The sequence below is a fragment of the Pantoea sp. 22096 genome (assembly GCF_052045955.1).
GTDB lineage: Bacteria > Pseudomonadota > Gammaproteobacteria > Enterobacterales > Enterobacteriaceae > Pantoea > Pantoea alfalfae.
Genome location: NZ_JBQEPW010000005.1, coordinates 214,216 through 238,483, shown reverse-complemented (window position 1 = coordinate 238,483; position 24,268 = coordinate 214,216). Strand labels below are relative to the sequence as shown.

At 56.4% G+C, this 24,268-nt stretch carries 24 protein-coding genes and 3 tRNA genes; 15 read left to right on the top strand and 12 right to left on the bottom strand.

The window, feature by feature from the left end; genetic code table 11:
* The first annotated feature begins 107 nt into the window (after positions 1–107).
* From ACTJKZ_RS17175 to ACTJKZ_RS17165, 3 genes are all read left to right on the top strand, one after another.
* Complete coding sequence (locus ACTJKZ_RS17175) at positions 108–1,496, top strand: MFS transporter (protein WP_222924608.1); 1,389 nt, start codon at positions 108–110, stop codon at positions 1,494–1,496.
* A gap of 87 nt (positions 1,497–1,583) precedes the next feature.
* The gene (locus ACTJKZ_RS17170) at positions 1,584–2,606 is read left to right on the top strand and encodes a LacI family DNA-binding transcriptional regulator (protein ID WP_222924606.1); all 1,023 of its coding nucleotides are present in this window, start codon (positions 1,584–1,586) and stop codon (positions 2,604–2,606) included.
* Between the two features lie 11 nt (positions 2,607–2,617).
* Positions 2,618–3,604, top strand: a complete 987-nt coding sequence (locus tag ACTJKZ_RS17165; protein ID WP_161735965.1) for a nucleoside hydrolase — start codon at positions 2,618–2,620, stop codon at positions 3,602–3,604.
* A gap of 150 nt (positions 3,605–3,754) precedes the next feature.
* On the opposite strand, the gene ACTJKZ_RS17160 is transcribed toward ACTJKZ_RS17165, so the two are convergent.
* The 3 genes from ACTJKZ_RS17160 to ACTJKZ_RS17150 all read right to left on the bottom strand — a co-directional run bounded on the left by ACTJKZ_RS17160 (position 3,755) and on the right by ACTJKZ_RS17150 (position 6,390).
* Positions 3,755–4,219, bottom strand: a complete 465-nt coding sequence (locus tag ACTJKZ_RS17160) for a YbaK/EbsC family protein (RefSeq protein ID WP_098051571.1) — start codon at positions 4,217–4,219, stop codon at positions 3,755–3,757.
* Positions 4,220–4,313: 94 nt separating this feature from the next.
* The gene (gene fhuF, locus ACTJKZ_RS17155) at positions 4,314–5,108 is read right to left on the bottom strand and encodes a siderophore-iron reductase FhuF (protein ID WP_161735966.1); all 795 of its coding nucleotides are present in this window, start codon (positions 5,106–5,108) and stop codon (positions 4,314–4,316) included.
* 184 nt (positions 5,109–5,292) lie between these two features.
* The gene (locus tag ACTJKZ_RS17150; protein ID WP_161735967.1) at positions 5,293–6,390 is read right to left on the bottom strand and encodes a diguanylate cyclase; all 1,098 of its coding nucleotides are present in this window, start codon (positions 6,388–6,390) and stop codon (positions 5,293–5,295) included.
* Positions 6,391–6,622: 232 nt separating this feature from the next.
* Here ACTJKZ_RS17150 and ACTJKZ_RS17145 point away from each other — a divergent pair, with 232 nt between their 5' ends.
* Positions 6,623–6,907 (top strand): DUF1435 domain-containing protein, encoded by a 285-nt coding sequence (locus ACTJKZ_RS17145; RefSeq protein ID WP_161735968.1) that lies wholly within the window; start codon positions 6,623–6,625, stop codon positions 6,905–6,907.
* A gap of 146 nt (positions 6,908–7,053) precedes the next feature.
* On the opposite strand, the gene ACTJKZ_RS17140 is transcribed toward ACTJKZ_RS17145, so the two are convergent.
* The 4 genes from ACTJKZ_RS17140 to rsmC all read right to left on the bottom strand — a co-directional run bounded on the left by ACTJKZ_RS17140 (position 7,054) and on the right by rsmC (position 8,555).
* A tRNA-Leu gene (locus tag ACTJKZ_RS17140) sits at positions 7,054–7,140 on the bottom strand.
* 28 nt (positions 7,141–7,168) lie between these two features.
* Positions 7,169–7,255 (bottom strand) — tRNA-Leu (locus tag ACTJKZ_RS17135).
* A 30-nt stretch (positions 7,256–7,285) separates the two neighbouring features.
* Positions 7,286–7,372: transfer RNA gene (locus ACTJKZ_RS17130), tRNA-Leu, on the bottom strand.
* A gap of 151 nt (positions 7,373–7,523) precedes the next feature.
* Positions 7,524–8,555: a 16S rRNA (guanine(1207)-N(2))-methyltransferase RsmC gene (gene rsmC, locus ACTJKZ_RS17125; RefSeq protein WP_033731428.1), complete on the bottom strand. Its 1,032-nt coding sequence runs from the start codon at positions 8,553–8,555 to the stop codon at positions 7,524–7,526.
* A gap of 106 nt (positions 8,556–8,661) precedes the next feature.
* On the opposite strand from rsmC, the gene ACTJKZ_RS17120 reads away from it, so the two are divergent.
* Genes ACTJKZ_RS17120 through yjjG form a run of 3 tightly spaced genes read left to right on the top strand, consistent with a single transcriptional unit; the run spans position 8,662 to position 10,183 of the window.
* Complete coding sequence (locus ACTJKZ_RS17120) at positions 8,662–9,072, top strand: DNA polymerase III subunit psi (RefSeq protein ID WP_161735969.1); 411 nt, start codon at positions 8,662–8,664, stop codon at positions 9,070–9,072.
* On the top strand, positions 9,044–9,484 hold the full coding sequence (gene rimI, locus ACTJKZ_RS17115) for a ribosomal protein S18-alanine N-acetyltransferase (protein WP_161735970.1): 441 nt from the start codon (positions 9,044–9,046) through the stop codon (positions 9,482–9,484). The genes ACTJKZ_RS17120 and rimI overlap by 29 nt, the downstream gene beginning before the upstream one ends.
* A gap of 18 nt (positions 9,485–9,502) precedes the next feature.
* Positions 9,503–10,183 (top strand): pyrimidine 5'-nucleotidase, encoded by a 681-nt coding sequence (yjjG, locus tag ACTJKZ_RS17110; RefSeq protein ID WP_440829866.1) that lies wholly within the window; start codon positions 9,503–9,505, stop codon positions 10,181–10,183.
* 91 nt (positions 10,184–10,274) lie between these two features.
* Here yjjG and ACTJKZ_RS17105 read toward each other — a convergent pair whose 3' ends face one another.
* Positions 10,275–10,925 carry a YtjB family periplasmic protein gene (locus tag ACTJKZ_RS17105; RefSeq protein ID WP_095706238.1) on the bottom strand — a complete coding sequence of 217 codons (651 nt, stop codon included), beginning with the start codon at positions 10,923–10,925 and terminating at the stop codon, positions 10,275–10,277.
* 107 nt (positions 10,926–11,032) lie between these two features.
* On the opposite strand from ACTJKZ_RS17105, the gene serB reads away from it, so the two are divergent.
* The 3 genes from serB to nadR all read left to right on the top strand — a co-directional run bounded on the left by serB (position 11,033) and on the right by nadR (position 14,723).
* Positions 11,033–12,010, top strand: coding sequence for a phosphoserine phosphatase (gene serB, locus ACTJKZ_RS17100; RefSeq protein ID WP_440829865.1), 978 nt, complete (start codon positions 11,033–11,035; stop codon positions 12,008–12,010).
* Positions 12,011–12,023: 13 nt separating this feature from the next.
* The gene (radA, locus tag ACTJKZ_RS17095) at positions 12,024–13,406 is read left to right on the top strand and encodes a DNA repair protein RadA (RefSeq protein ID WP_010253610.1); all 1,383 of its coding nucleotides are present in this window, start codon (positions 12,024–12,026) and stop codon (positions 13,404–13,406) included.
* Positions 13,407–13,481: 75 nt separating this feature from the next.
* Positions 13,482–14,723, top strand: a complete 1,242-nt coding sequence (gene nadR / locus ACTJKZ_RS17090; protein ID WP_161735973.1) for a multifunctional transcriptional regulator/nicotinamide-nucleotide adenylyltransferase/ribosylnicotinamide kinase NadR — start codon at positions 13,482–13,484, stop codon at positions 14,721–14,723.
* A 45-nt stretch (positions 14,724–14,768) separates the two neighbouring features.
* Here the strand turns inward: nadR and ACTJKZ_RS17085 are convergent, their stop codons facing one another.
* Positions 14,769–15,770, bottom strand: coding sequence for a zinc-binding alcohol dehydrogenase family protein (locus ACTJKZ_RS17085; RefSeq protein ID WP_161735974.1), 1,002 nt, complete (start codon positions 15,768–15,770; stop codon positions 14,769–14,771).
* A 95-nt stretch (positions 15,771–15,865) separates the two neighbouring features.
* Between ACTJKZ_RS17085 and ACTJKZ_RS17080 the strand changes: the two genes are divergently transcribed.
* Both ACTJKZ_RS17080 and ACTJKZ_RS17075 read left to right on the top strand, forming a co-directional pair.
* Entirely contained in the window at positions 15,866–16,762 is an 897-nt protein-coding gene (locus tag ACTJKZ_RS17080; protein WP_161735975.1) for a LysR family transcriptional regulator, read from the top strand.
* 112 nt (positions 16,763–16,874) lie between these two features.
* Complete coding sequence (locus tag ACTJKZ_RS17075; RefSeq protein WP_260059136.1) at positions 16,875–17,252, top strand: type II restriction endonuclease; 378 nt, start codon at positions 16,875–16,877, stop codon at positions 17,250–17,252.
* A gap of 54 nt (positions 17,253–17,306) precedes the next feature.
* Here ACTJKZ_RS17075 and ettA read toward each other — a convergent pair whose 3' ends face one another.
* Together ettA and deoR are read right to left on the bottom strand one after the other, a co-directional pair.
* Entirely contained in the window at positions 17,307–18,974 is a 1,668-nt protein-coding gene (gene ettA / locus ACTJKZ_RS17070) for an energy-dependent translational throttle protein EttA (protein WP_013356691.1), read from the bottom strand.
* A 180-nt stretch (positions 18,975–19,154) separates the two neighbouring features.
* Positions 19,155–19,919, bottom strand: a complete 765-nt coding sequence (gene deoR, locus ACTJKZ_RS17065) for a DNA-binding transcriptional repressor DeoR (protein WP_161731745.1) — start codon at positions 19,917–19,919, stop codon at positions 19,155–19,157.
* A gap of 380 nt (positions 19,920–20,299) precedes the next feature.
* On the opposite strand from deoR, the gene rbsK reads away from it, so the two are divergent.
* The 3 genes from rbsK to ACTJKZ_RS17050 are packed head-to-tail and all read left to right on the top strand — an operon-like array spanning position 20,300 to position 23,562.
* Positions 20,300–21,217 (top strand): ribokinase, encoded by a 918-nt coding sequence (gene rbsK / locus ACTJKZ_RS17060; protein ID WP_161731733.1) that lies wholly within the window; start codon positions 20,300–20,302, stop codon positions 21,215–21,217.
* A 9-nt stretch (positions 21,218–21,226) separates the two neighbouring features.
* Positions 21,227–22,552: an L-fucose:H+ symporter permease gene (fucP, locus tag ACTJKZ_RS17055; RefSeq protein WP_161731731.1), complete on the top strand. Its 1,326-nt coding sequence runs from the start codon at positions 21,227–21,229 to the stop codon at positions 22,550–22,552.
* Positions 22,549–23,562, top strand: a complete 1,014-nt coding sequence (locus tag ACTJKZ_RS17050) for an aldose 1-epimerase family protein (RefSeq protein WP_285086501.1) — start codon at positions 22,549–22,551, stop codon at positions 23,560–23,562. Before fucP ends, ACTJKZ_RS17050 begins: the two co-directional genes overlap by 4 nt.
* 7 nt (positions 23,563–23,569) lie before the next feature.
* Here the strand turns inward: ACTJKZ_RS17050 and urtE are convergent, their stop codons facing one another.
* Positions 23,570–24,268, bottom strand: coding sequence for an urea ABC transporter ATP-binding subunit UrtE (gene urtE / locus ACTJKZ_RS17045; protein WP_033769607.1), 699 nt, complete (start codon positions 24,266–24,268; stop codon positions 23,570–23,572).

Genomic DNA, 24,268 nt, shown 5'->3' with positions numbered 1-24,268 from the left:
CATGGTTAGTCAACTGAACGTCGCCACCGGGGGAATTCCGCTTTCATCAGGGAATCGACCCATGGACGGGCGTTTATCAATCTGCATACTCATTCAGGGATAGGGTTATGACGGCACACAATTCCGTTAAGCAGCAGGCATCACTGTCTTCCACCTCAGCCGCCGACGAGCGGTTTAACACTTCTTCAGGCCGAAAAGATTTCTGGCGCGCCACTTTCTCATGCTGGCTCGGAACGGCAATGGAGTACGCGGATTTCGCACTCTACGGCCTGGCTGCCGGTATCATCTTTGGCGACGTCTTCTTTCCGGAATCGACTCCCGCGATGGCACTGCTCTCCAGCTTTGCGACCTGGTCCGTCGGGTTTATTGCCCGGCCTATCGGCGCGCTTTTTTTCGGCTGGCTCGGCGACCGCAAAGGCCGTAAGGTGGTGATGATCTCCACCATCATTCTGATGGGCGCTTCCACCACCTTTATCGGCTTAATACCGAGCTATGCCGCGATTGGCGTCTGGGCTCCGGCCTGTCTGGTGCTGCTTCGCTTTACCCAGGGTTTCGGCGCGGGCGCAGAGTTATCGGGCGGCACGGTGATGTTGGGTGAGTATGCGCCGACAGAGCGTCGCGGACTGGTTTCTTCCGTGATCGCACTGGGCTCCAATAGCGGCACGCTACTGGCCTCACTGGTCTGGCTGCTGGTGGTGCAGATGGATCAGCAGAGCCTGCTGGAGTGGGGCTGGCGTATTCCCTTTCTCAGCAGTGCCTTGATTGCCCTGGTTGCGCTGTGGATTCGACGTCATCTGCGTGAAACGCCGGTGTTTGAGCGCAGAAAAGCGGAGATCGAAGCGGAACGTGCAGGCGTACTGGCGGCGCCGGTAGTGGATCAGCGACCGTTCTTCCAGCGTACACGTGCCTTCTGGACCATGGTTGGCCTGCGTATCGGGGAAAATGGCCCGTCCTATCTGGCGCAGGGCTTTATCGTCGGTTACGTCGCGAAGGTACTGATGGTGGATAAGTCCGTGCCGACAACGGCCGTGTTCCTTGCCTCACTGCTGGGCTTCCTGATTATTCCTTTTGCAGGCTGGCTCTCCGACCGTTTTGGTCGCCGGGTGGTGTATCGCGTCTTCTGTCTGTTACTGATGATCTACGCCTGGCCTGCCTTTACCCTGCTGGACACGCGTGAACCGATGCTGGTTATCCCGGTTATCGTGGTCGGTATGGCACTGGCGTCACTGGGTATCTTTGGTGTGCAGGCTGCATGGGGCGTGGAAATGTTCGGTGTTCATCATCGCTACACTAAAATGGCGGTGGCCAAAGAGCTTGGCTCGATTTTATCCGGCGGCACGGCACCGCTTATTGCCGCTGCTATGCTCTCTTATACCGGTCACTGGTGGCCGATTGCGGTCTACTTCTCTGCAATGGCCGCCATTGGATTCTTTACCACCTTTGTCGCTCCTGAGACGCGAGGGCGGAATCTCAATCTGCCTGAAGATGCCATCTAGATTTGCCTGAGGGTGCCATCTGCCATGGGAGAGCGATAAACAGCAGGCCGTGTAAAGCGGCCTGTTTTTTTTATGGAGGAACGTGATGTGCCTAAGTCGTTAACGGGAAAAGTGACCCGCAGTGAAGTTGCGAAAGCGGCAGGCACCTCAGTGGCAGTCGTCAGTTATGTCATTAACAACGGGCCTCGTCCGGTCGCTGAGGCGACCCGCCAGCGGGTACTGGAGGCGATTAAAGCGACCGGTTACCGGCCAAATGCGGCAGCACGCGCCCTGGCATCCGGTAATACCAAAACGTTTGGACTGGTGGTGCCCAACATCGGCAATCCCTTCGTGGCGTCAATGGCGCACGTGTTGTTGCAGGAGTCGATGAACCACGGTCACGTCATGCTGCTGGGTGATGCAGGTGACGATCGCAAACGCGAACTGGAGTTGATTCAGGGGCTGCTCAACCGGCAGGTCGATGGACTGTTTTACAATAGCGTCGATCGCCATCCTTACATCGACCTGATTAAAGCAAGCGGAACGCCACTGGTGATGCTGGAGCGGGTTGAGCCTCAGCCGGGTGTGAACATGCTGCGGGTCAATGAACGTCAGGCCGCGTGGCAGGTGACGGCACATCTGTTGAGTCACGGTTATCAGCAGGTGGGGATCATCAGCGGCCCGGTCGATATGCTCAACGCGCAGGATCGTATTCAGGGCTGGCGCGATGCCATGCACGATCGTGGCCTGCCGGTTGATGAGTCGCTGATGTTTCCTGCCAGCTACACCCCACAGGGCGGTTACGAGGCGGCACAAACCATGATCGCCCGCGGCTGTGTGCCTCGTGCGTTGTTTACCAGTAATGAAGGTCAGGCGATTGGCGCGCTTCGCGCCTTTTCCGAACATCACATTCGCGTGCCGCAGGATGTGGCACTGGTCTGCTTTAACGGGACCAATCACTCGTCGTTTCATGTCCCGACATTAACCACCGTGCGTCAGCCACTGCGTGAGATGGCACGCTCTGCGATTCAGATGCTGAAAGAGGGGCAGAGCGAAGCGCAATTAAAGGAGTTTCCACACTATCTTGAAATCGGTGAATCCTGCGGCTGTCAGCCGCAAAGTCAGAGTTAATTTATAAAAATATGAAAAGAATCATTATTGATTGCGATCCCGGCAATGGTATCGCGGGTGCCAACACCGATGATGGGCTGGCAATTGCGCTGGCCTTAGCTTCACCAGCCCTGTCGCTGGAATTGATCACCACCGTAGCGGGTAACACGCCATCTGACGTGGGCGCTCGCGTTGCCAAAGATCTGATCGTCCGGCTGGGATTATCTATTCCGGTCGTACAGGGCGCGACGCAGGCGTTACAGGAAGATCCTGCGCCATGGCGCGAGATGCTGGATCATCGGGTCAATCAGCTTGCGCAGGGAAAACTCTGGCAGGATGTGCGTCAGCCAGCCGATGTTGCGGCGGATGCGCTTGATGCGGCTGACGCTATCGGCAAACTGATTTGCGACAATCCGGGCGAGATTACGCTGGTGGCAATTGGCCCGCTGACGAATGTGGCGCTGGCGATGCAGCGTTATCCCGCCATGGCAGAATCGGTGGCGGAAATTGTGATCATGGGCGGCGTCTTCTCGCTGGATGACTACATCAAAGACACCAATTTTGGTCTGGATCCCGAGGCGGCGCATCAGGTGTTGCACAGCGGTGCTACAGTGACACTGGTGCCGATGGATGTCACCACGCAGACGCTGCTGACCCAGCAGGATCTGACCCGCCTCACCGCCGTCGATCATCCGCTGACCGAATTTGTGCGCGACACGCTGCGACCGTGGATCGACTATTCAATGGAAACCCGTCAGCTGGCGGGATGCTGGATCCACGATGCGCTGGTGGTCGCCTGGTTGCTGAATCAGCGAGTCGCCTCAGGCATCGATTACCGGGTTGATATCGAACTGCGTCCCGGTGCGACGCGTGGCAAAAGCTGGCGTTATCGTCAGCCGCTTCGGCTCACTGTCGGTGTGCCTGATCACTGCGGCGCATCGGTGCATGTGCTGCATAGCGTCGATAACACGCTGCTGTTGTCGATCATTGAACAGGCATTTATGCGCCTGACATCCTGAAGTCATGGGCGATTAACTGCGCCCGCTTACTGCGCGTGATCGGCTGCCATGATAAGGCAGTGATTATCAGCGGCTGACAAAATTTGTCAGGTTGTCAGTAGCATTCGGGCGCAGGCAGAAGATGTAGGGTTTATCAACCAATACAAAGCGTTAGATCGCTTCACACACGTCGATCCAGCGGGCGTTAGTCAGTTCAGCCATCTGCTGTGGCGAGATACGGACGGCGCTGTGGATAGCGCCAGCGGCGGGCAGGACTTCATCAAAGCTGCGCAGTGAAACATCACAGTAGACGGTCAGCGGATTCTCCAGACCGAACGGACAAACGCCGCCCACTGGGTGGCCGGTCCAGTTAATCACCTCGTCGACGCTCAGCATCCGCGCTTTCGCGCCCAGCGCTGCTTTCAGCTTGCGATTATCCAGCCGGGCATCACCGCGTGTCACAATCAGCACCACGTCGTTTTTGACTTTCAGTGACAGGGTCTTGGCAATCTCTCCTGGTGTCACGCCATGGGCGCGTGCAGCCATCCCGACCGTTGCAGTGCTTTCTGCCAGTTCAATAATTTCAATTTCAGGGGCGTGTTCGGCAAAGAACTGGCGCACGGACTCCAGACTCATCTTTCTCTCCAGGCTTATCGAAGGCGTAAAAATTGCCACAAGCCTCAGTGCCTGTAAACGAGATAAACGGAGAATTCGCTGTAATTAAGTCTGTTTAGCTGCCGCTCAGTGTGCAGTTGCCGCATTGTTGGACATCAGGGATGCGATAACGCTGGCAACAGCTGCGACGGACCAGTTCGCCGTTACGCGGGATCATGGTGCGGTAAAGGGGGTTTGCGCTGCCATCCAGCAGCCGCTGGTTGAAGAACAGCGCCTGCTCCAGTTGCAGGATCAGCGCCTCATCGATCTGGCTTTTCAGCTCACCCAGGAACCACTGGAATGAGTAGCCCATGTTGTTCCAGATGAGTCGGGCGTTAATATCACCATGCTGCGTAATGCTATCGACCACCGGGATCAGATGCTGCTGAATCAGCCGATCAATGCGCTGCAGGGAATTAAGATAGCGCGCTTCTTCATCTTCCTGCACATCGATCCAGAACGTGGCCGGATGGCCATTCTCATGAAATCCGACGCGAATATGCTCAGGCGAGCAGTCCAGCGCACGTGACTCCTGCAACAACGCCATAATGAGCGGTGGCAGCAGCAGGCCAAAATACCACTGTGCCCAGAGTGACAGCACCGGTTTCGCTTCACGAACGGCATCAGGATGATCGCGATAGAGATAATCACTATAGCGCTGGATGAGCGGACCAAAGGCCTCTGACGCCGACCAGGCGGCAAGTGTCAGCGTATCGCGCGGAGCAGACTGGTTGAACTTCGTCGATTCAAGCAGATAGCTGCGCTGTTGCTGCAGCCGCTCATGCAGACTTTCCGCCAGCGGGCGGTCATTCTGCCGGAAGATCATCGACTGAGCGCTAAAACGCTGTTCCTGAGCTGAAGCAGTTGCCATGACGACTCGCAGAAAGTGTAGATAAGAAAGCAAATGATAATCGTTATTGATTAACTCTACAAGTCGCGTAAAAAAACGTCGCTGCTGGCGGGAAAAAGGCGGGGATTGAGAGCGGTCATCAGGCCGGACAGGGCAGCACTTCGCTCGCCACCGTTCCGTTCAGTAACGACCGCATTATGCTTACTCAGGCATGTTCGCTGGACGTCTGAGGCTGCTGTCGGGGCAAATCTTCCCAGGCCAGGATGGTATTGCGACCCTGATTTTTAGCCACATATAACGCGCTGTCCGCATTGGCGACCGCCAGATCGAACTCATTATCATAAATGGGCGCGATACCCGCACTGATAGTAACGTGGGTTGAAACGGTCTCATTGAAAAGGTGAGGGATTTCTAAATCCAGCACATACTGGCGGATTCGCTCTGCCAGCTTCATGGCGATGGAACTGTTCACATTGGTCATCAGCACCAGAAACTCTTCGCCGCCGTAGCGGGTGACGACATCACGCGAACGCACTGCATCACGAATCGCGACAGAGACCCGCGCCAGCGCCTGGTCGCCCATCGCATGTCCATAGTTATCGTTGTAGGCCTTGAAGTGATCGATATCCAGCAGCAGCACGTAGTGGCTGCCAGCATGGTTTTCCAGAATATTATCGAGCCGGTTCTTCAGGCCGCGGCGGTTATAGAGTCCGGTCAGCGGATCGAGCATGCTGAGATCGCTGAATGTCTCTTTCTCTTCATAGAGCTGATGCATGAGGCGCAGGGTAAAGCTGTCGGCACGGCGGCGCATCAGATGCTGCAGGGAGAAACCGATCAGGGGCAGGATGATCGTCAGCAGGATCAGCGGCAGATGCTGTCCATTGTCGAGCAATAGTACGGTGAATACCGGCGGCGCGACGTGCAGACAAAAAGCACCCAGATAATCGCTCAGGGCGATGGCACTGATAAATAACACACTGATCAAACTGATAATAAGAAAGCCACCATCAAAATAGAACACCTGATGAAAGCGATAATTAATGTGCAAAGCCCAGAGCATGCCGAGCAGGAGTGCTACAGGATTTAACAGGGGAAGTTTTAGTCTGGGCCATATTAAATAGGTAATTAACATGATGCCGCTAAACGCAGCGACACAAATTACCGGCAGGGTCGCGTCATTTGTCTCATTGCTCATTACGGGCAGCAGATAAAATAGCGAAACGGCGATATTTAAAAAGAGAAAAAGCATCACTGAAAGCCGGTATTTACTCTGTTTCAGTTCTTCATATGATTGTAATTTCATTATAAATACTCGTGACGGCCCTGAAATACCAAAGCGCAAGCCGGCAAAAAAAAGATTCTGCCAGAGAGTGAGCAAATTATTGCTGTTGCTGTTATTAAAAGTGTTATCGGCCGCAATCTAGCATTTTCCAACTGGTCTGTCATCTTCGTTGCCGGACGTGACAAAAACAGGCTGCAAGGCCGTTAAAACTGTCATATGATAATGGGAATGCTTATCATTTGAGGTTTGCGTCATGGGGATAGCGATTATTGCGGCCTGCGGCCTGTGGGGAGTCAGCTGGGCATTGGGTAAAAAGCTGGATAGTGCGTGGGGCGTATTGCTGCCCTGCATCGCACTGCCGCTGTTCGCCTTGTGGGAACCGAGCTTCAGTCAGTGGCGGATGGTGATGACGGTTGCACTGCTACTGACGGTCGTAATGCTGTTTAGCCCGCGTCTGCGTCACTATCTGCTGCTGCCCTCCTGTCTGGCGTTAGCAGGCGGACTGGCGGCTATCTCTGTGAATTTTCATCTGATTTAATCGGGGCGGAGCGGCTGAAAATTGTCGTACAGCATGAAGCGACCGGATGAGCGAAATCAGGCTGAAAAAATGAGGTGAGCAGGGGATAAAACGATACTGCAAAGGAAGCTGAAGAGCATTGCGGGAAAAACTGAGGATGACAACGTTGGTGCGAAGAGAGGGACTTGAACCCTCACGTCCGTTAAGACACTAACACCTGAAGCTAGCGCGTCTACCAATTCCGCCACCTTCGCATCGAGTTGTCTGTTCATATCACCGCAATGGTGCGAAGAGAGGGACTTGAACCCTCACGTCCGTTAAGACACTAACACCTGAAGCTAGCGCGTCTACCAATTCCGCCACCTTCGCGCAGTGCTCGCGATATGAAACATGTGATTTTGGTGCGAAGAGAGGGACTTGAACCCTCACATCCGTTAGGACACTAACACCTGAAGCTAGCGCGTCTACCAATTCCGCCACCTTCGCATACCCGTAACATCCTGAGAATGTTACAACCACGGAGGCGCATTCTAGAGATTTTACTCTTTGCGTCAACAACTATTTCGTCGGGCTGAAACGATCGCTGTAAAAAGCAACGTTTTCAGCCCGGCAACGCAGTTAACGCCGGGAAAAGCGCTTAGCGCGTTTTGGCTCCGCGACCGTAAACAGCACGATAAACTTTAAAACGACCGGTCTGCGCGATAACTTCGTGACTGCCGAAGGCTTCATCCAGCGCCTGCGGGTAGGGCAGGAAGGTGTTTGCGACGATACGCAGTTCACCGCCGGTGTTCAGGTGTTTCACTGCGCCACGGATCAGCGCCTGGGCGGCGTCGAGGCTGGTCTGGGTACCTTCATGGAACGGCGGGTTCGAGATAATCATGTCGAAACGCCCCGTGACGTCAGAGAAGACGTTGCTGGCGAAGACTTCGCCCTCAATGCCATTGGCGGCCAGCGTCAATTTACTCGCTTCAATGGCAGCCGCGTGCACGTCGCACAGCCACAAACGTACTTTAGGCGAACGGGCCGGCAGAGAGGCGGCAATCACGCCTGCGCCACAGCCCATATCCAGCACTTTACCTTTGGTATGTGGAGTAAAGGTCGAGAGCAGCAGGGCACTGCCGCTGTCCAGGCCGTCACGGCTGAAGACGCCAGGCAGGGTATGAATCGTCAGACCATCCAGCTGATACTGATGACCAAAGCTGCTGGCATCAAACTCAGGCTGTTTGTCCAGACGACCATGGTAGAGACCACAGCGACGCGCGCTGTCGATTTTCTCCAGTTTCACCCACGACTCCACCATACCTTCAGCACTGCGCACGCCGCTGCGGTTTTCACCGACCACGAACACGTCACAGCCGACCGGCAGCAGAGAGAGCAGGTTCTGCAGCTGGAACTGCACTTCCGGCTTATTCTTGGTCCAGAAGTAGACCAGCGTATCGCAGCCCTGCACATCTTCTGCCTGCGCAACCATGCCGTAACGCGCCTGCTCGCCCATACGACGGCTGAGGTTTTGCCAGTGATGATATTGCTGGGTGTGAACGCGCGACGAGGCGGTTTCCAGCTGAGCGGGCAGGTCATCCTGCAGATCGCCAGCAAATAAAACATGGCGGGCGGTAAATTCATCACTGTGGCGCAGAATGACTTCGCTGGCCGGGGTTAAAGCAGACATGTAGGGCTCCTGTAAGATCTGAGCGGGGATTATAGTGGTTTGTTGGCGCATGTTCGATGGGTTTGCTAGCATAGCGACGCATTCAGGCAGCAGAACAGGTATCACCATGACGTCCAGGCGCGACTGGCTTTTACAGCAAATGGGAATTACACAGTACCAGCTGCGCCGCCCGCGCGTGCTTCAGGGCGAAATTGCCGTCACGCTGGCACCGGATACGCAGTTAATTATTGTCGCTGACGCACCGCCCGGTCTGCATGAACCGCTGATGCGCGACGTGCTGCATGCTCTCAATCTGCAACCCGAACAGGTCATGACCGTGACGCCGGATCAGCTGCAAATGCTGCCGGAGACGCTGAACTGCGCGGGCTGGCTGCTCGGCGTAGAGAGCGAACAGACTTTCAATGGCGTAGCATTAACCAGCGCCTCTTTCAATGAACTAATCAGCAGCGGCGTCGCCAAACGCGCGCTCTGGCAACAGATGTGTAACCATGACAGCCATCTCTTTACTCACCCCTGACGATCTGGCGCAGGCCTACGCCATTGAGTGTCGTAGTCACGCGTTTCCCTGGAGTGAAAAGACGTTTGCCAGCAATCAGGGCGAGCGCTTTATCAATTTACGTCTCGATGTTGACGGCAAAATGGCCGCCTTTGCGATTACGCAGGTGGTACTGGACGAAGCCTCGCTGTTTAACATCGCGGTCGATCCCGCTTTTCAGCGCCGGGGATTGGGCCGCCAGTTGCTGCAGCATCTGATCGATGAACTGATTAAACGCGACGTGCTGACGCTGTGGCTGGAAGTGCGGGCCTCGAACCAGCCCGCCATTGCGCTCTATGAGCAGCTTGGATTCAATCAGGTCAGTCGTCGCCCCAACTATTATCCCACCGCCAGCGGCCGTGAAGATGCCATTCTCATGGCCCTGACGCCGTAGTGGTGTTAAGGAGCTTTAATGATCGATAACTGGGACTGCATCCTGTTTGATGCGGACGATACCCTTTTTCATTTCGACGCCTATGCTGGTTTACAGCGCCTGTTTGCGGGTTATGACGTGCAGTTCACCGACCAGGATTACAGCGATTATCAGGCTGTCAACAAACCGCTGTGGGTCGATTATCAGAACGGCACCATCTCAGCGTTACAGCTGCAGACTCAGCGTTTTAACCACTGGAGCGAAAAGCTCAGCGTGGCGCCAGAGATCCTCAACAGCGGCTTCCTCAGCGCGATGGGCGAGATCTGCACGCCGCTGCCGGGTGCAGTCAGCCTGATGAATCAACTGCATGGCAAGGTAAAGATGGGGATCATTACCAACGGCTTTACCGCGCTGCAGCAGACGCGTCTTGAGCGCACCGGTTTCCGCGATTACTTCCCGGTGCTGGTGATCTCTGAGCAGGTCGGCGTGCCTAAACCGGCGGCAGAGATCTTTGATTATGCGCTGGAACGTATGGGCAATCCGGATCGGCAGCGGGTGCTGATGGTGGGTGATACACCAGAATCAGATATTCTGGGCGGCATGAATGCTGGCGTGAAAACATGCTGGCTCGATCATGGCACCCGGCCGCTGCCGGGACATATCAAACCAACCTGGCAAGTCAAATCGCTGAGTGAGCTGGAAGCGCTGCTGATCGGCTGATGGAAGCTGCCTCGCAAATCCGCAACTTTCCTGTAAAAAAGGCCCGCACAGCGGGCCTTTCTCGTTTTATCTTTACCGCAGCGCAGGCGCGTTACTCTTTCTTCTCGTCGTCCTCATCCCGATCCTCTTTCACCGGAGTGCTGGCGGTAAGCAGAAACGGCGACTGCTGCCAGCGGGTGCGGCGATGGCGCAGCAGGGTACGGGAGAGAATAATGCCGATCGCCAGCGCCAGCAGCATCATCAGACGCAGAATATTGGTGGTGTTATCGACCTGATGTGAGTCGGTGACCAGCACGTGGGTATCCAGCGTTACGCGCAAAAAGCCCAGCGGGCCATCGTTTCCGGCCAGCGGCTGCACAATCTGGTGGTTGAAATAGCTGCCCGCGCGCTTGCCGTCGAGCGCCAGCCGGTCGCGGACATTGATGTTTTCACCGCTGTGCGCCACCAGACTGCCGTCTCCGTCATATACGGATGCATCCAGAATACGGCTGTTCGCCGTCATCTGATTAAGGATGGCTTCGATCTGATTCCGGTTATTTTCACTGTTGTCCATCAAGGGCTTAAGGCTGAACGCCACCTGGCTGGTCAGCGTATGCGCCAACTCCTCGACCTGCTCAGAACGCGCCGTCTGATGGCCGAGACTAAACCAGGAGGCGCCTTGCATCAGCACGACCAGCAGCGCCATCGAGATAAGAACGATCACGGTACGATGTAAGCGAAATTTCAGTGCGGTTTTAGCCATTAATCATCCGGGTCATATCACAACAGAAAGCCTGGAGATTATGTTGCCAGAAGCGACGCAGACAAGGTAGCCTCTTGCGTGGTTTTGTTGTCCCTACAGGAGCTCTGATGCCAAATCGTTTAACCTGGTGCGATCTTCCCGCCGATGTCTCCCTCTGGCCGGGTTTGCCCCTTTCTCTTAGCGGTGATGAAGTGATGCCGCTGGATTATCGTGCTGGCCGTACCGGCTGGCTGCTGTATGGCCGCGGTCTGGATAAGCAGCGGCTGACCGATTACCAGCACCAGCTGGGTGCGGCGATGGTGATCGTCAGCGCCTGGAACGTCGATGAGTATCAGGTGATTCGCCTGGCGGGATCGCTGACGCCGTTTGCCAGCAAGCTGGCGCACGACGCCGGGCTGGACGTGGCACCGCTGGGAAAAATCCCGCATCTCAAAACGCCAGGCCTGCTGGTGATGGATATGGACTCCACCGCGATTCAGATCGAGTGCATCGATGAGATTGCAAAACTGGCGGGCTGCGGCGAGCAGGTGGCGGAAGTCACGGAACGCGCGATGCGCGGCGAACTCGACTTCACCGCCAGCCTGCGTCAGCGCGTGGCCACGCTGCAGGGGGCGGACGCCAATATTCTGAAACAGGTGCGTGATGCCCTGCCGCTGATGCCAGGCTTAACCACCCTGACGCAGAAGCTGCAGGCGCTGGGCTGGCAGATTGCCATCGCGTCTGGCGGCTTTACCTACTACGCCGAATACCTGCGCGACAAGCTGCATCTGTCGGCGGTGGTCGCTAATGAACTTGAAATTCGCGACGGCAAACTGACCGGCAACGTGCTGGGACCGATTGTCGACGCACAATACAAAGCCGATACCCTGAAGAAGCTGGCGCAGCGTTTTGACATCTCGCCGGAACAGACGGTGGCGATCGGCGATGGGGCCAATGACCTGCTGATGATCAAAGCCTCAGCGCTGGGCATTGCGTTCCATGCTAAACCTAAGGTGAATGAGCAGACTGCGGTCACCATTCGCCATGCCGATTTAATGGGGGTGTTCTGCATCCTCACCGGCAGCCTGATCCACGAAGAGCGTTAACAGAGGTATTGATTTGGCCAAAGCGGCAAAACGCGCATTTGTCTGTAACGAATGTGGCGCAGATTACCCACGCTGGCAGGGGCAATGCAGCGCCTGTCACGCCTGGAACACCATCACCGAGGTGCGCATCGCCGCCTCGCCCGCCGCTGCGCGTAACGAGCGCCTGAGTGGTTATGCCGGCAGCGCTGGCACCAGCCGGGTGCAGAAGCTCTCTGAAATCAGTCTGGAGGCGTTACCGCGCTTCTCGACCAGCTTCAAAGAGTTTGACCGGGTACTGGGCGGCGGCGTCGTGCCGGGCAGCGCTATTCTGATTGGCGGCAGTCCGGGCGCGGGCAAATCCACGCTGCTGCTGCAGGTGATGTGCCGGTTGTCCGAAGGGATGAAAACCCTTTACGTCACCGGTGAAGAGTCACTGCAACAGGTGGCGATGCGCGCCCATCGTCTGGGATTACCCACCGAAAATGTCAATATGCTGTCGGAAACCAGCATTGAGCAGATCTGCCTGATCGCCGAGCAGGAGCAGCCGCAACTGATGGTGATCGACTCGATCCAGGTCATGCACATGGCGGAGATCCAGTCATCGCCGGGCAGCGTTGCTCAGGTGCGTGAAACCGCCGCTTACCTGACGCGCTTCGCCAAAACGCGCGGCGTGGCGATCATCATGGTCGGCCACGTCACCAAAGATGGTTCGCTGGCCGGGCCGAAAGTGCTGGAGCACTGCATCGACTGTTCAGTGCTGCTGGATGGCGATGCTGATTCCCGCTTCCGCACGCTGCGCAGCCATAAAAACCGCTTCGGCGCGGTGAATGAGCTGGGTGTGTTTGCCATGACCGAGCAGGGCATGCGTGAAGTCAGCAACCCGTCAGCTATTTTCCTGTCGCGCGGCGAAGAGATCACCTCGGGCAGTTCGGTGATGGTGCTGTGGGAGGGGACGCGTCCGCTGCTGGTGGAGATTCAGGCGCTGGTCGATCACTCGATGATGGGCAATCCACGCCGCGTGGCGGTGGGGCTGGAGCAGAACCGCCTGGCGATTCTGCTGGCGGTTTTACACCGCCACGGCGGATTGCAGATGGCGGATCAGGATGTGTTCGTCAACGTCGTGGGCGGCGTCAAAGTCACCGAAACCAGTGCAGACCTGGCGCTGATGCTGTCGATGGTGTCGAGCCTGCGCGATCGTCCGTTGCCGCAGGATCTGGTGATCTTCGGCGAAGTAGGACTGGCGGGCGAGATCCGTCCGGTGCCCAGCGGGCAGGAGCGCATCGCTGAAGCGGCGAAGCATGGCTTCAAACGCGCCATTGTGCCGGCAGGGAATGCACCGAAAAAACCGATTGCCGGGATGCAGGTTTTTAGCGCGAAGAAGCTGGCCGATGCGCTGGCGATTCTGGACGATCTGTAACGCGCCTGCGGCCGCCAGCGAAAAGCCGCTGGCTGGCCGCTCCCACCTTAACCGCATTGATGCAGGAGGCACGACATGTCGTCGTTTGATTATCTGAAAACGGCCATTCGCCAGCAGGGCCATACGCTGCAACAGGTCGCTGATGCCAGCGGCATGACCAAAGGCTATCTGAGCCAGTTACTCAATGCCAAAATCAAAAGCCCCAGCGCGCAAAAGCTGGAGGCGCTGCACCGCTTTCTGGGACTGGAGTTTCCGCGCCGCGATAAAACGGTGGGCGTGGTGTTTGGTAAGTTCTATCCGCTGCATACCGGCCATATTTATCTGATTCAGCGCGCCTGTAGTCAGGTGGATGAGCTGCATATCATTATGGGTTATGACGAGCCGCGCGACCGCGAGCTGTTTGAGAACAGCGCGATGTCACAGCAGCCGACAGTCAGCGATCGCCTGCGCTGGCTGCTGCAGACCTTTAAGTATCAGAAAAATATTCGTATTCACGCCTTTGATGAAGAGGGGATCGAACCCTATCCGCACGGCTGGGATGTGTGGAGTAAAGGCGTCAGCGCGTTTCTCAGCGAGCACGGCATTGCGCCGGACTGCATCTACACCAGCGAAGCGCCCGATGCGGAGATGTACCAGCAGCACCTGGGCATTCAGACCGTGCTGGTCGATCCCAACCGATCCTTTATGAGCATCAGCGGCGCGCAGATTCGTCAGGATCCGTTCCGCTTCTGGGACTACATCCCGACTGAAGTGAAACCGTTCTTTGTGCGTACCGTGGCGATCCTCGGCGGAGAGTCGAGCGGTAAATCGACGCTGGTGAATAAACTCGCCAACATCTTCAACACTACCAGTGCCTGGGAATATGGCCGCGACTATGTCTTTTCCCATCTGGGCGGTGACGAAATGGCGCTGCAATATTCCGATTACGACAAGATCGCGCTGGGACAGGCGCAGTACATCGATTTCGCCGTCAAATACGCGAATAAAGTGGCGTTTATCGACACCGACTTTGTGACCACGCAGGCGTTTTGTCTCAAATATGAAGGGCGTGAACATCCCTTTGTGCAGGCGCTGATCGATGAGTATCGTTTTGATCTGGTGATCCTGCTGGAGAACAACGTGCCCTGGGTCGCGGATGGCTTGCGCAGCCTGGGCAGTTCAGTGGATCGGCGGGAGTTTCAGTCGATGCTGGTCACGATGCTGCGGGAAAATAACATCGAATTCCTGCACGTGAAGGAAGATGATTATGACGCCCGTTTCCTGCGCTGTATTGAGCTGGTGAAAGCGATGCTGGGCGAGAAAAACGCCCAGCCGTAACGCATGCATTGGCCCGGTCTGCCGCACGGCAGCCGGGTCAGGGCATTAATAGACCATCACCACTTTGCCGCGCATGTGGCCTTCCAGCACGCGCTGGTGGGCGGCGGTTAAAGTCTCAACGCTTAAGCCATGCAGTGTTTCGCTCAGCGTGGTCTGCAGCTTACCTTCATCCAGCAACGCCGATACCGCATCCAGAATCTCGCCCTGACGCGCCATATCCGGTGTATTGAACATGCTGCGGGTATACATCAGCTCGAAGTGCAGTGCCGCACTCTTCAGCTTCAGCTGGTCCATCGACAGGGGATGTTCGTTTTCCACGATGGTGCAGATATGACCCTGCGGAGCGATCAGCTTCGCCATGGTTTCCCAGTGACCGTCGGTGTCATTCAGGCAGAAGATATAATCGACCTGCTTAATGCCCTGTTTCTCCAGCTCACCGATCATATCTTTGTAGTTGATCACCAGATCGGCTCCGCGATCGCGGCACCACTGGGCGGAATCTTCACGCGAGGCTGTCGCAATGATCTTCACCTTGCTGCGCAGTTTCGCCAGCGGGATCGCCAGCGATCCGACACCGCCCGCGCCGCCGACGATCAGCAGCGTCTGATCTTCCGTTGCGGTCTCCAGGTTCAGTCGCTCAAACAGGCCTTCCCAGGCGGTCAGGGCCGTTAGCGGGATCGCCGCCGACTGCGCCCAGTCCAGGCTCTCTGGCTTGTGACCGGTGATGCGTGAGTCAACCAGCTGTTCGGTGCTGTTACTGCCAGGGCGGGTCAGATCGCCCGCATAGAAGACTTCATCGCCAGGCTTAAAGTTGCTGACTGAGCTGCCCACTTCCAGCACAACGCCACTGGCATCCCAGCCGAGAATGCGTGGCTGCTGTAAGCCGTTCTTCTTCGCCCCTTTGTGCACCTTGGTATCGACCGGGTTGACCGACGCGGCTTTGACTTCGACCCGCAGGTCATACTCACCTGGCGTAGGGGTTTCAGGAAAAATTTCGGTAAAGTTTTCCGGATTTTCGGGATTAACTGCGATAGCGCGAATAGACATAAAGATTCTCCTTGGTCAGTGTCTTAAGTGTAGAACCTGATTTTAGCGGTGATAAGATGGACAATCTCTCATAGAGTGTTCGTCTGAGGTGAACAATGGCATTTCGTCAGTGGCAGGATATGGCGCTGTTTGCGCTGGTGGCGGAATGCGGCAGCTTTACCGGCGCGGCAGAACGCGCGGGTCTGCCCAAATCGAGCGTCAGTCAGCGCATCAGTCAGCTGGAACAGCGGCTGGGGATCCGGCTGCTGAATCGCACCACCCGCCAGCTCAACCTGACCTTTGCCGGTGAGCGCTATCTGCTGCATTGCCAGGAGATGATGCAGGCCAGTGAGCGCGCCGATCAGGCGATTGCCAGCCTGCGGGAAAACCCCAGCGGGCGCCTGCGCATTACCAGCCCGGCAGGCATTGGTGCCACGCTGCTGGCGCGCTGTAATGCAGAGTTTTTACGTCTTTATCCTGATGTGACGCTGGATGTCTCGATCTCCGATGAGATGCGCGATCTGGTACAGGAGGGCTTTGATGTGGCGCTGCGCACCGGTCAGCCGCAGGAGTCCTCGCTGATTGGCCGCCGGATAGGCAACTGCCCGCGACTGCTGGTGGCTTCTCAGCACTATCTTAATCAGCATCCACCGCTGCTTCACCCACAGCAGCTCTCGGCCCACCGCTGTATTGCGCATCGCGCCTGGAATGAATGGGTGTTGCAGCGCGATGACGAGTTCTATCGCTGGCTGCTGCCGCCAGGCCATCTCACCGACAATTTACTCTATGCGCGCGAATCGGCGCTGGGCGATGCGGGTATTACGCTGCTGCCGCGCTTTCTGACCGACGGGGCGATGGCGGATCCCCGACTGGTGCCGGTACTGCCGGAATGGGAAATCGAGGGGAATGAGCTGTGGCTGGTCTATCCGGGCCGTAAACTGAATTCACCTGCGCTGGCGCGCTTTATTGAGTTCGCGCTGCAGTCACCGGTGTTCAGGGAGTTTTATCGCTGAACTTAAAATAAAAGTTATAACCGTAACCTGTAACTTTGACACCCGTAGCAGAAAATTACATTGCATTAATTACGATGGCATTTCCCGTTCTTCTCAAAGGAAGAGAAATGTTATGAAAGCTCAAAATTTAAAAAGTGCATGTATTAAAACTTTATCAAAAAGTGAACTTTATGATCAAAGAGAGTTTAATGGTGTAGCAGCTCTTAAAAATATTTTAGGTAATGAAAATAAAGATATTGAAGCAGATTTTGTACTCAGGGGCAGTGATGTCAGCTGTAGTGCATCACTGACTTGGTATGATGCCAGAAAGTCACATGAAAGCCGGTCTGAATTTCGGCTTTATTATGAAGGCAATCCGGTAATGGAGCTCGCAGTGCCTGGTGATAATATTGTCATTGGTTATGATAAAAAAAGTAAATTAACCTGCATTTTATTTAAAACACATGATGATGAGCATCAAGGGCATGTTGAAGAATGGATGCCGCTTTAAAAAAATAAAAAAGGGAAGCATCCGCTTCCCTTTTTAGTATTAATCAGACTGCGATTACTTCGTCATACGTTTGTACTTGATGCGCTTCGGCTCCAGCGCGTCGGCGCCGAGGGTACGCTTCTTGTACTCTTCATATTCGGTAAAGTTACCTTCGAAGAATTCGATGTTGCCCTCATCCTGATAATCCAGAATGTGCGTGGCGATACGGTCCAGGAACCAGCGGTCATGCGAGATCACCATCGCACAGCCCGGGAACTCCAGCAGGGCGTTTTCCAGCGCGCGCAGGGTTTCAATGTCCAGGTCGTTGGTTGGCTCATCGAGCAGCAGCATGTTGCCGCCAACCTGCAGCAGCTTCGCGAGGTGCAGACGACCACGCTCACCACCCGACAGTTCGCCCACGCGTTTGCCCTGATCGACGCCTTTAAAGTTAAAGCGGCCGACATAGGCGCGGCTTGGCATCTCGGTGTTACCGATACGCATGATGTCCTGACCACCGGAAACTTCTTCCCACACGGTTTTGGAATTGTCCATGCTGTCGCGGAACTGATCGACGGAGGCCAGCTTAACGGTCTCACCCAGCACGATGCTGCCGGAATCAGGCTGTTCCTGACCGGACATCATACGGAACAGGGTGGATTTACCCGCGCCGTTCGGACCGATAATCCCGACAATCGCGCCTTTTGGCACAGAGAACGAGAGATCGTCAATCAGCACACGGTCGCCATAGGACTTACGCAGATTGCTGACTTCCAGCACTTTGTCACCCAGACGGGCACCTGGCGGAATGAACAGTTCGTTGGTTTCGTTACGCTTCTGGTAGTCGGTGTTATTCAGCTCTTCAAAGCGTGCCAGACGGGCTTTGCCTTTAGACTGCTGGCCTTTTGGTCCTTTACGAACCCACTCCAGCTCTTTCTCAATCGACTTACGACGAGCCGCTTCAGAAGAGGCTTCCTGCGCCAGACGCGCATCTTTCTGCTCCAGCCAGGAGGAGTAGTTGCCTTCCCACGGAATACCTTCACCGCGGTCAAGTTCCAGAATCCAGCCTGCCACGTTATCCAGGAAGTAACGGTCATGCGTGATCGCCACGACGGTGCCTTCGAAGTCATGCAGGAAACGCTCCAGCCAGGCGACAGATTCGGCGTCCAGGTGGTTCGTTGGTTCGTCCAGCAGCAGCATGTCTGGTTTTTCCAGCAGCAGGCGGCACAGGGCGACGCGGCGACGTTCACCACCGGAAAGGGTGGCGATTTTCGCGTCCCAGTCTGGCAGGCGCAGCGCATCGGCAGCACGTTCCAGCTGGGTATTCAGGTTGTGACCATCGTGTGCCTGGATGATCTCTTCCAGACGGCCCTGCTCGGCGGCCAGCTTGTCGAAGTCTGCACCCTCTTCGGCATAGAGCGCATAGACTTCGTCGAGACGTTTCAGTGCGCCAACCACTTCTGACAGTGCTTCTTCAACCGACTCACGCACGGTGTGTTCAAGGTTAAGCTGCGGCTCCTGCGGCAGGTAGCCAATCTTGATGCCTGGCTGCGGACGCGCTTCCCCTTCGATATCTTTATCGATGCCGGCCATGATGCGCAGCAGGGTAGATTTACCCGCACCGTTCAGGCCGAGTACGCCGATTTTTGCGCCAGGGAAGAAGCTGAGCGAGATGTTTTTCAGGATATGACGCTTCGGCGGAACTACTTTGCCGACGCGATGCATGCTATAGACGAATTGAGCCACGTTGGTTTGAGCCTCTGGGTCTGTTGGTCGTTGGAATGATGTCGAAGTTTAGCCTTTTTCACCGTTTAATCCCAGCCAGGGGGCGGCGAATATTCGCCGGGCAGAAGGGATGCCGGACGGCGTGCGGGATAACTGACTGATTTCCGCGCTCAATTGCTGACGATAGTACCGGGGCAGCCCTCAGGGCAGGCGCAGTGGTATCGCCTGCTGTGCCAGCCAGTTCTGCAATGCCTGGTCGGGCGCGCTGTCACTCACCAGCAGATCAAAGCGCTGTAGCCCGGCGATGCGGGCGGGCAGCACTTTGCCATATTTACTGCTGTCCGCCACCAGCACCGACTTTTGGGCACGCAGCATGGCGTGATGTTTCATCATCAGCTCATTGGTGTTGTAGCAGGTCGCCCCCTGATCTTTGTCGATGCCCGCCGCAGAGATAAAGGCCAGCGTCGGACAGAGATCGTCCAGGAGGGTATGCACGCCAATCGGCGTAAACAGCGCATTGTCGGCATGAAATTCACCGCCGCTCAGAATCACACTACAGGCCGGTTTCTCTTTCAGGGTCAGAAAGGTGTTCATGGCGCAGCAGATGGCAGTAAATGACAGCGTGTCAGGAATGGCATCAACGATATAGGGCAGGGTAGTGCCGCAGTCAAAGAAGACCGTATCGTTTTCGCTGATCAGGCTGGCTGCCGTCTGCGCCAGCCGCTGCTTTCTGGCGGCATTCTGCCCATGCTGATCGCTGACAAAATAGTGACCGGCATGACTTTTCGGGTCGCTGACGATATAGCCGCCCAGCAGGACCACGCTGGAGCCTGGCTCGGTTAAATCACGGCGAACCGTCATCTCTGAGACGCCTAACAAGTGGGCCGCATCTTTCAGATGCAGTTTGTCGGTGCGTTTAAGCGCCTGGGTCAGCTTGTGAATGCGTTCGTCGCGCCGGGTTTCCATGGTCATCTCTCTGTTACCTATCCTGTAGTGCGGAGCAGGAACGCCGGAATCGACGCTATATCGCGACAAACCTCACAGATTTGAATGAGTTGCGTCTCATCCGCCAGGCTGGCAGTCAATCTTACCCGCAATCTGTAAGAGCCGCAAACCTCCGCCGTGCGGTGATCCCGGCCCATCATCACTGGCGGTAACATCTCTCAGCCGTCATGGCCCCTGATGTTATCTTGTTATAATAGTAACACTTTAAATCCCCCTTTATGCCGTTTACCGCCGGTATCTGCCACTTCAGGATGTGGTTTTTGTCACATATTTAACCTTTAAGAAAGGTTATTGTTAATTTAATAACATTTTAAGTGTGAAAAACATCCGGGAGTTCTGTCATGACAATTGCGGTTATCGGCTCAAACATGGTCGATCTGATTACCTATACCAACAGCCTGCCGAAAGCGGGCGAAACCCTTGAAGCGCCCGACTTTGCCATTGGCTGCGGCGGTAAAGGCGCTAACCAGGCGGTCGCGGCCGCGAAAATGGGTGGCAACGTAATGATGGTCAGCAAGGTCGGCGACGATCTCTTTGCTCCCAACACCGTTGCTAATCTGCAGCAGCAGGGCGTGGACACGCGCTTTGTCACTACTGCAACAGGCGTCTCCAGCGGCGTGGCACCGATTTTTGTCGATGACCAGTCGCAGAACCGCATTCTGATCATCAAAGGGGCCAACCAGCAGCTGAAACCGGCCGATATCGACGACGCGGCAGAGGCGCTGAAAGCCTGTGAGCTGATCATCCTGCAACTGGAGATCCCGCTGGAAACGGTCTATTACGCCATCGATTTTGCCCGCCAGCATCAGATCAGCGTGATCCTGAATCCGGCGCCGGCCGTCGCCACGCTGGATATTCACTACGCCTGCAAATGCGACTTCTTTATGCCGAACGAAACCGAGCTGGAGATCCTCACCGGCCTGCCGGTCAACACTGATGAAGAGGTGATCCTGGCCGGGCAGTCGCTGCTGAAGCATGGCCTTAAAAATCTGATTATCACGTTGGGCAGCCGGGGCTCGGTCTGGATGAGCGGCGACGAGATCCATCGCGTGGCCGCCACGCCGGTTCAGGCGGTGGATACCAGCGGTGCGGGCGATGCCTTTATCGGCTGTTTCGCGTATCTGCTGGTGAAAACCGGCGATGTGGTCGCCGCTATGACCCAGGCCTCTGCTTATGCCGCCTGCAGCGTCACCGGGCGCGGCACGCAGCGCGCTTATCCCGACGCCGAGTGTTTCCAGCGTTTTCTCAACCGTAACTGAGGTTCTGCTATGCAACAGAAAATTGTTCAGCAATCTGATGGCTATCTGAATAAAACGCCGCTGTTCCAGTTCATTCTGCTGTCGTGCCTCTTTCCGCTCTGGGGTTGTGCAGCGAGTCTTAACGATATCCTGATCACCCAGTTTAAAAGCGTGTTCGCCCTGAGCGATTTTGCCAGTGCGCTGGTGCAGAGCGCCTTTTATGGCGGCTATTTTCTGATTGCGATCCCCGCCTCGCTGGTGATCCGTAAAACCAGTTACAAGATGGCAATCATGATCGGCCTGGCACTCTATATCGCTGGCTGTATCGCCTTTTATCCCGCTTCGCACATGGCGACCTACACCATGTTCCTGGCGGCGATCTTTGCTATCGCCATCGGCCTGAGCTTCCTGGAAACTGCGGCCAATACCTACAGCTCGATGATTGGTCATCGTGACCATGCGACGCTGCGCCTCAACGTCAGCCAGACCTTCTATCCGATTGGTGCGCTGATGGGGATCGTGCTGGGTAAATATCTGGTGTTCCAGGAGGGCGACAGCCTGGAGAGTCAGATGGCGACGATGACGGCAGAGCAGGCGCATGCCTTCCGTCTGACGATGCTGGAGCACACGCTGGAGCCTTACAAATATCTGGTGATGGTGCTGGTAGTCGTAATGCTGCTGTTTATGTTCACCCGCTATCCGCGCTGCAAACCTGAGAGTAATGAGAGATCGCGCCCCTCGCTGGGCGAGACCTTCCGCTATCTGGCCGCTAATCGTCACTTTAAACGCGGCATTGTGACCCAGTTCCTCTATGTTGGCATGCAGGTCGCGGTCTGGTCGTTTACCATTCGTCTGGCGCTGACGCTGGGGGCGACCAACGAACGTCACGCCTCTAACTTTATGATCTACAGCTTCGTCTGCTTTTTTATCGGTAAGTTCGTGGCGAACTTCCTGATGACCCGCTTCCGTGCCGAGAAAGTGCTGATCGCCTATTCGGTGCTGGGCGTGCTGACGCTGGCCTATGTGATGCTGGTGCCGAACTTTACCGCCGTCTACGCCGCTGTGTTTGTCAGCGTGCTGTTTGGTCCCTGCTGGGCGACGATCTACGCGGGAACGCTGGCGACGGTCGATAACAAATACACCGAAGTCGCAGGCGCGTTTATCGTGATGGCGATTGTCGGTGCGGCCTTTGTCCCGGCGCTGCAGGGCCTGGTTTCGGACTCACTGGGTTCGATGCAGCGGGCATTTGGCGTCTCGCTGCTCTGTTTCGCCTGGGTCGGATTCTACTTCTATGGCGAACTGCGCCATAAAAAACAGCTGGTTGCGACCGGTCGTCTGGCGGAGGAGTCACCATGAAAACCCGTTTACCTTTAGCCCGTGAACAGTTTCACACCACACCCTGGGTGCTGTTAGAGAGCGATGACTTCCGGGTTGAGTTGTTTCGCTATCCGGCGGGCATTGAGGCGGTGCGCATTCATAACCGGCGCGGCAGCGTGACCGTGCTGCCATTTCTCGGACAGATGGTCTGGGACGTGCAGTTCGACGAGCACAATCTGACCATGGGCCACAGTTTTAAACAGCCGCTGCCCGCCAAGTCGATCATCGACACTTACGGCTGTTTTGCCTTTCATTCGGGACTGCTGGCCAACGGCTGTCCCGCACCAGAGGACGATCATCCGCTGCACGGTGAGATGGCCTGCGCCCGCATGGACAGCGCCTGGCTGGTGCTGGAGGATCAGACGCTGTCGCTGGAAGGGGAGTGTGAATATGTTAAAGGCTTCGGCCATCACTACCTTGCGGCACCTGCCGTCCGCCTTCAGGCCGATCGGCCCCGTCTGACGATAGCGATGACGGTGACCAATCTGGCGGGCGCGGCGATGCCGCTGCAGTATATGTGTCACCTCAACAGCGCGTGGATCGACCAGGGACGCTTCCGGCAGTCGATCCCCGATCGGGCATTCCAGCTGCGTCGCTCGATCCCCGCACACCTTAAACCCACACCTGCCTGGCGCGAGTACACGGATCACTTATCGCGCGATCCACAGGCGTTACAACAGCTCGATCAGCCGCAACTCTGCGATCCGGAGATCGTCTTCTTCGCGGACGATCTGCCGCAGTATGGCGATGACGTGCAGTTTGAGCTGCATTCGCCGCAGGGCTATGCGCTGATGACGCGCTTCTCTACCGCGCAGTTTCCGCACGCGACCCGCTGGCTGCTGCATAACCACGATCAGCAGGTGGCGGCCTACATTCTGCCCGCCACCTGTCGTCCAGAGGGCTTTCTGGCCGCGCAGCAGGCCGGTACGCTGATCACCCTGGCCAGCGGCGAAGAGCGGCACTTCTCCGTCGAGACCGGCCTGCTCTGAGCCGGATTTAAATCGCCACCAGGCCGCGCACACCCTCAGCTTCCATGGTGTCGCCGCGGCCACGCTGCACGATCTCCCCGCGCGACATCACCAGATAACTGTCCGCCAGCTCCGCTGCGAAGTCATAAAACTGCTCCACCAGCAGGATCGCCATATCGCCCCGCTGCGCCAGCTGGCGGATTACCGCGCCGATCTCTTTGATCACCGAAGGCTGGATCCCTTCGGTCGGCTCGTCGAGGATCAGCAGCTGTGGCCGGCAGGCCAGCGCCCGGCCGATCGCCAGTTGCTGCTGCTGACCGCCTGAGAGATCGCCGCCCCGGCGTGACTTCATCGCCAGCAGCACCGGAAAAAGTTGGTAGATCTCCTCCGGTACTTCACGTGCCTGGGCAGCCGGAAAGCGTGACAGGCCCATCAGCAGGTTCTCTTCCACCGTCAGACGCGGAAAGATTTCCCGACCCTGCGGCACATAGGCGATGCCCGCCTGCACCCGCTGGTGCGGCTTGCGGCCATTCATGCGCTGCTGCTGCCAGTGAATCTCGCCTGACTTCGCCGGAATCAGCCCCATCAGGCATTTCAGCAGCGTGGTTTTCCCCACGCCGTTGCGCCCCAGCAGACAGGTAATTTCGCCAATCTTAACCTCAAATGACAGGCCGCGCAGAATATGACTGCCGCCATAATATTGATTCAGTTCAGTAACCTGTAACAT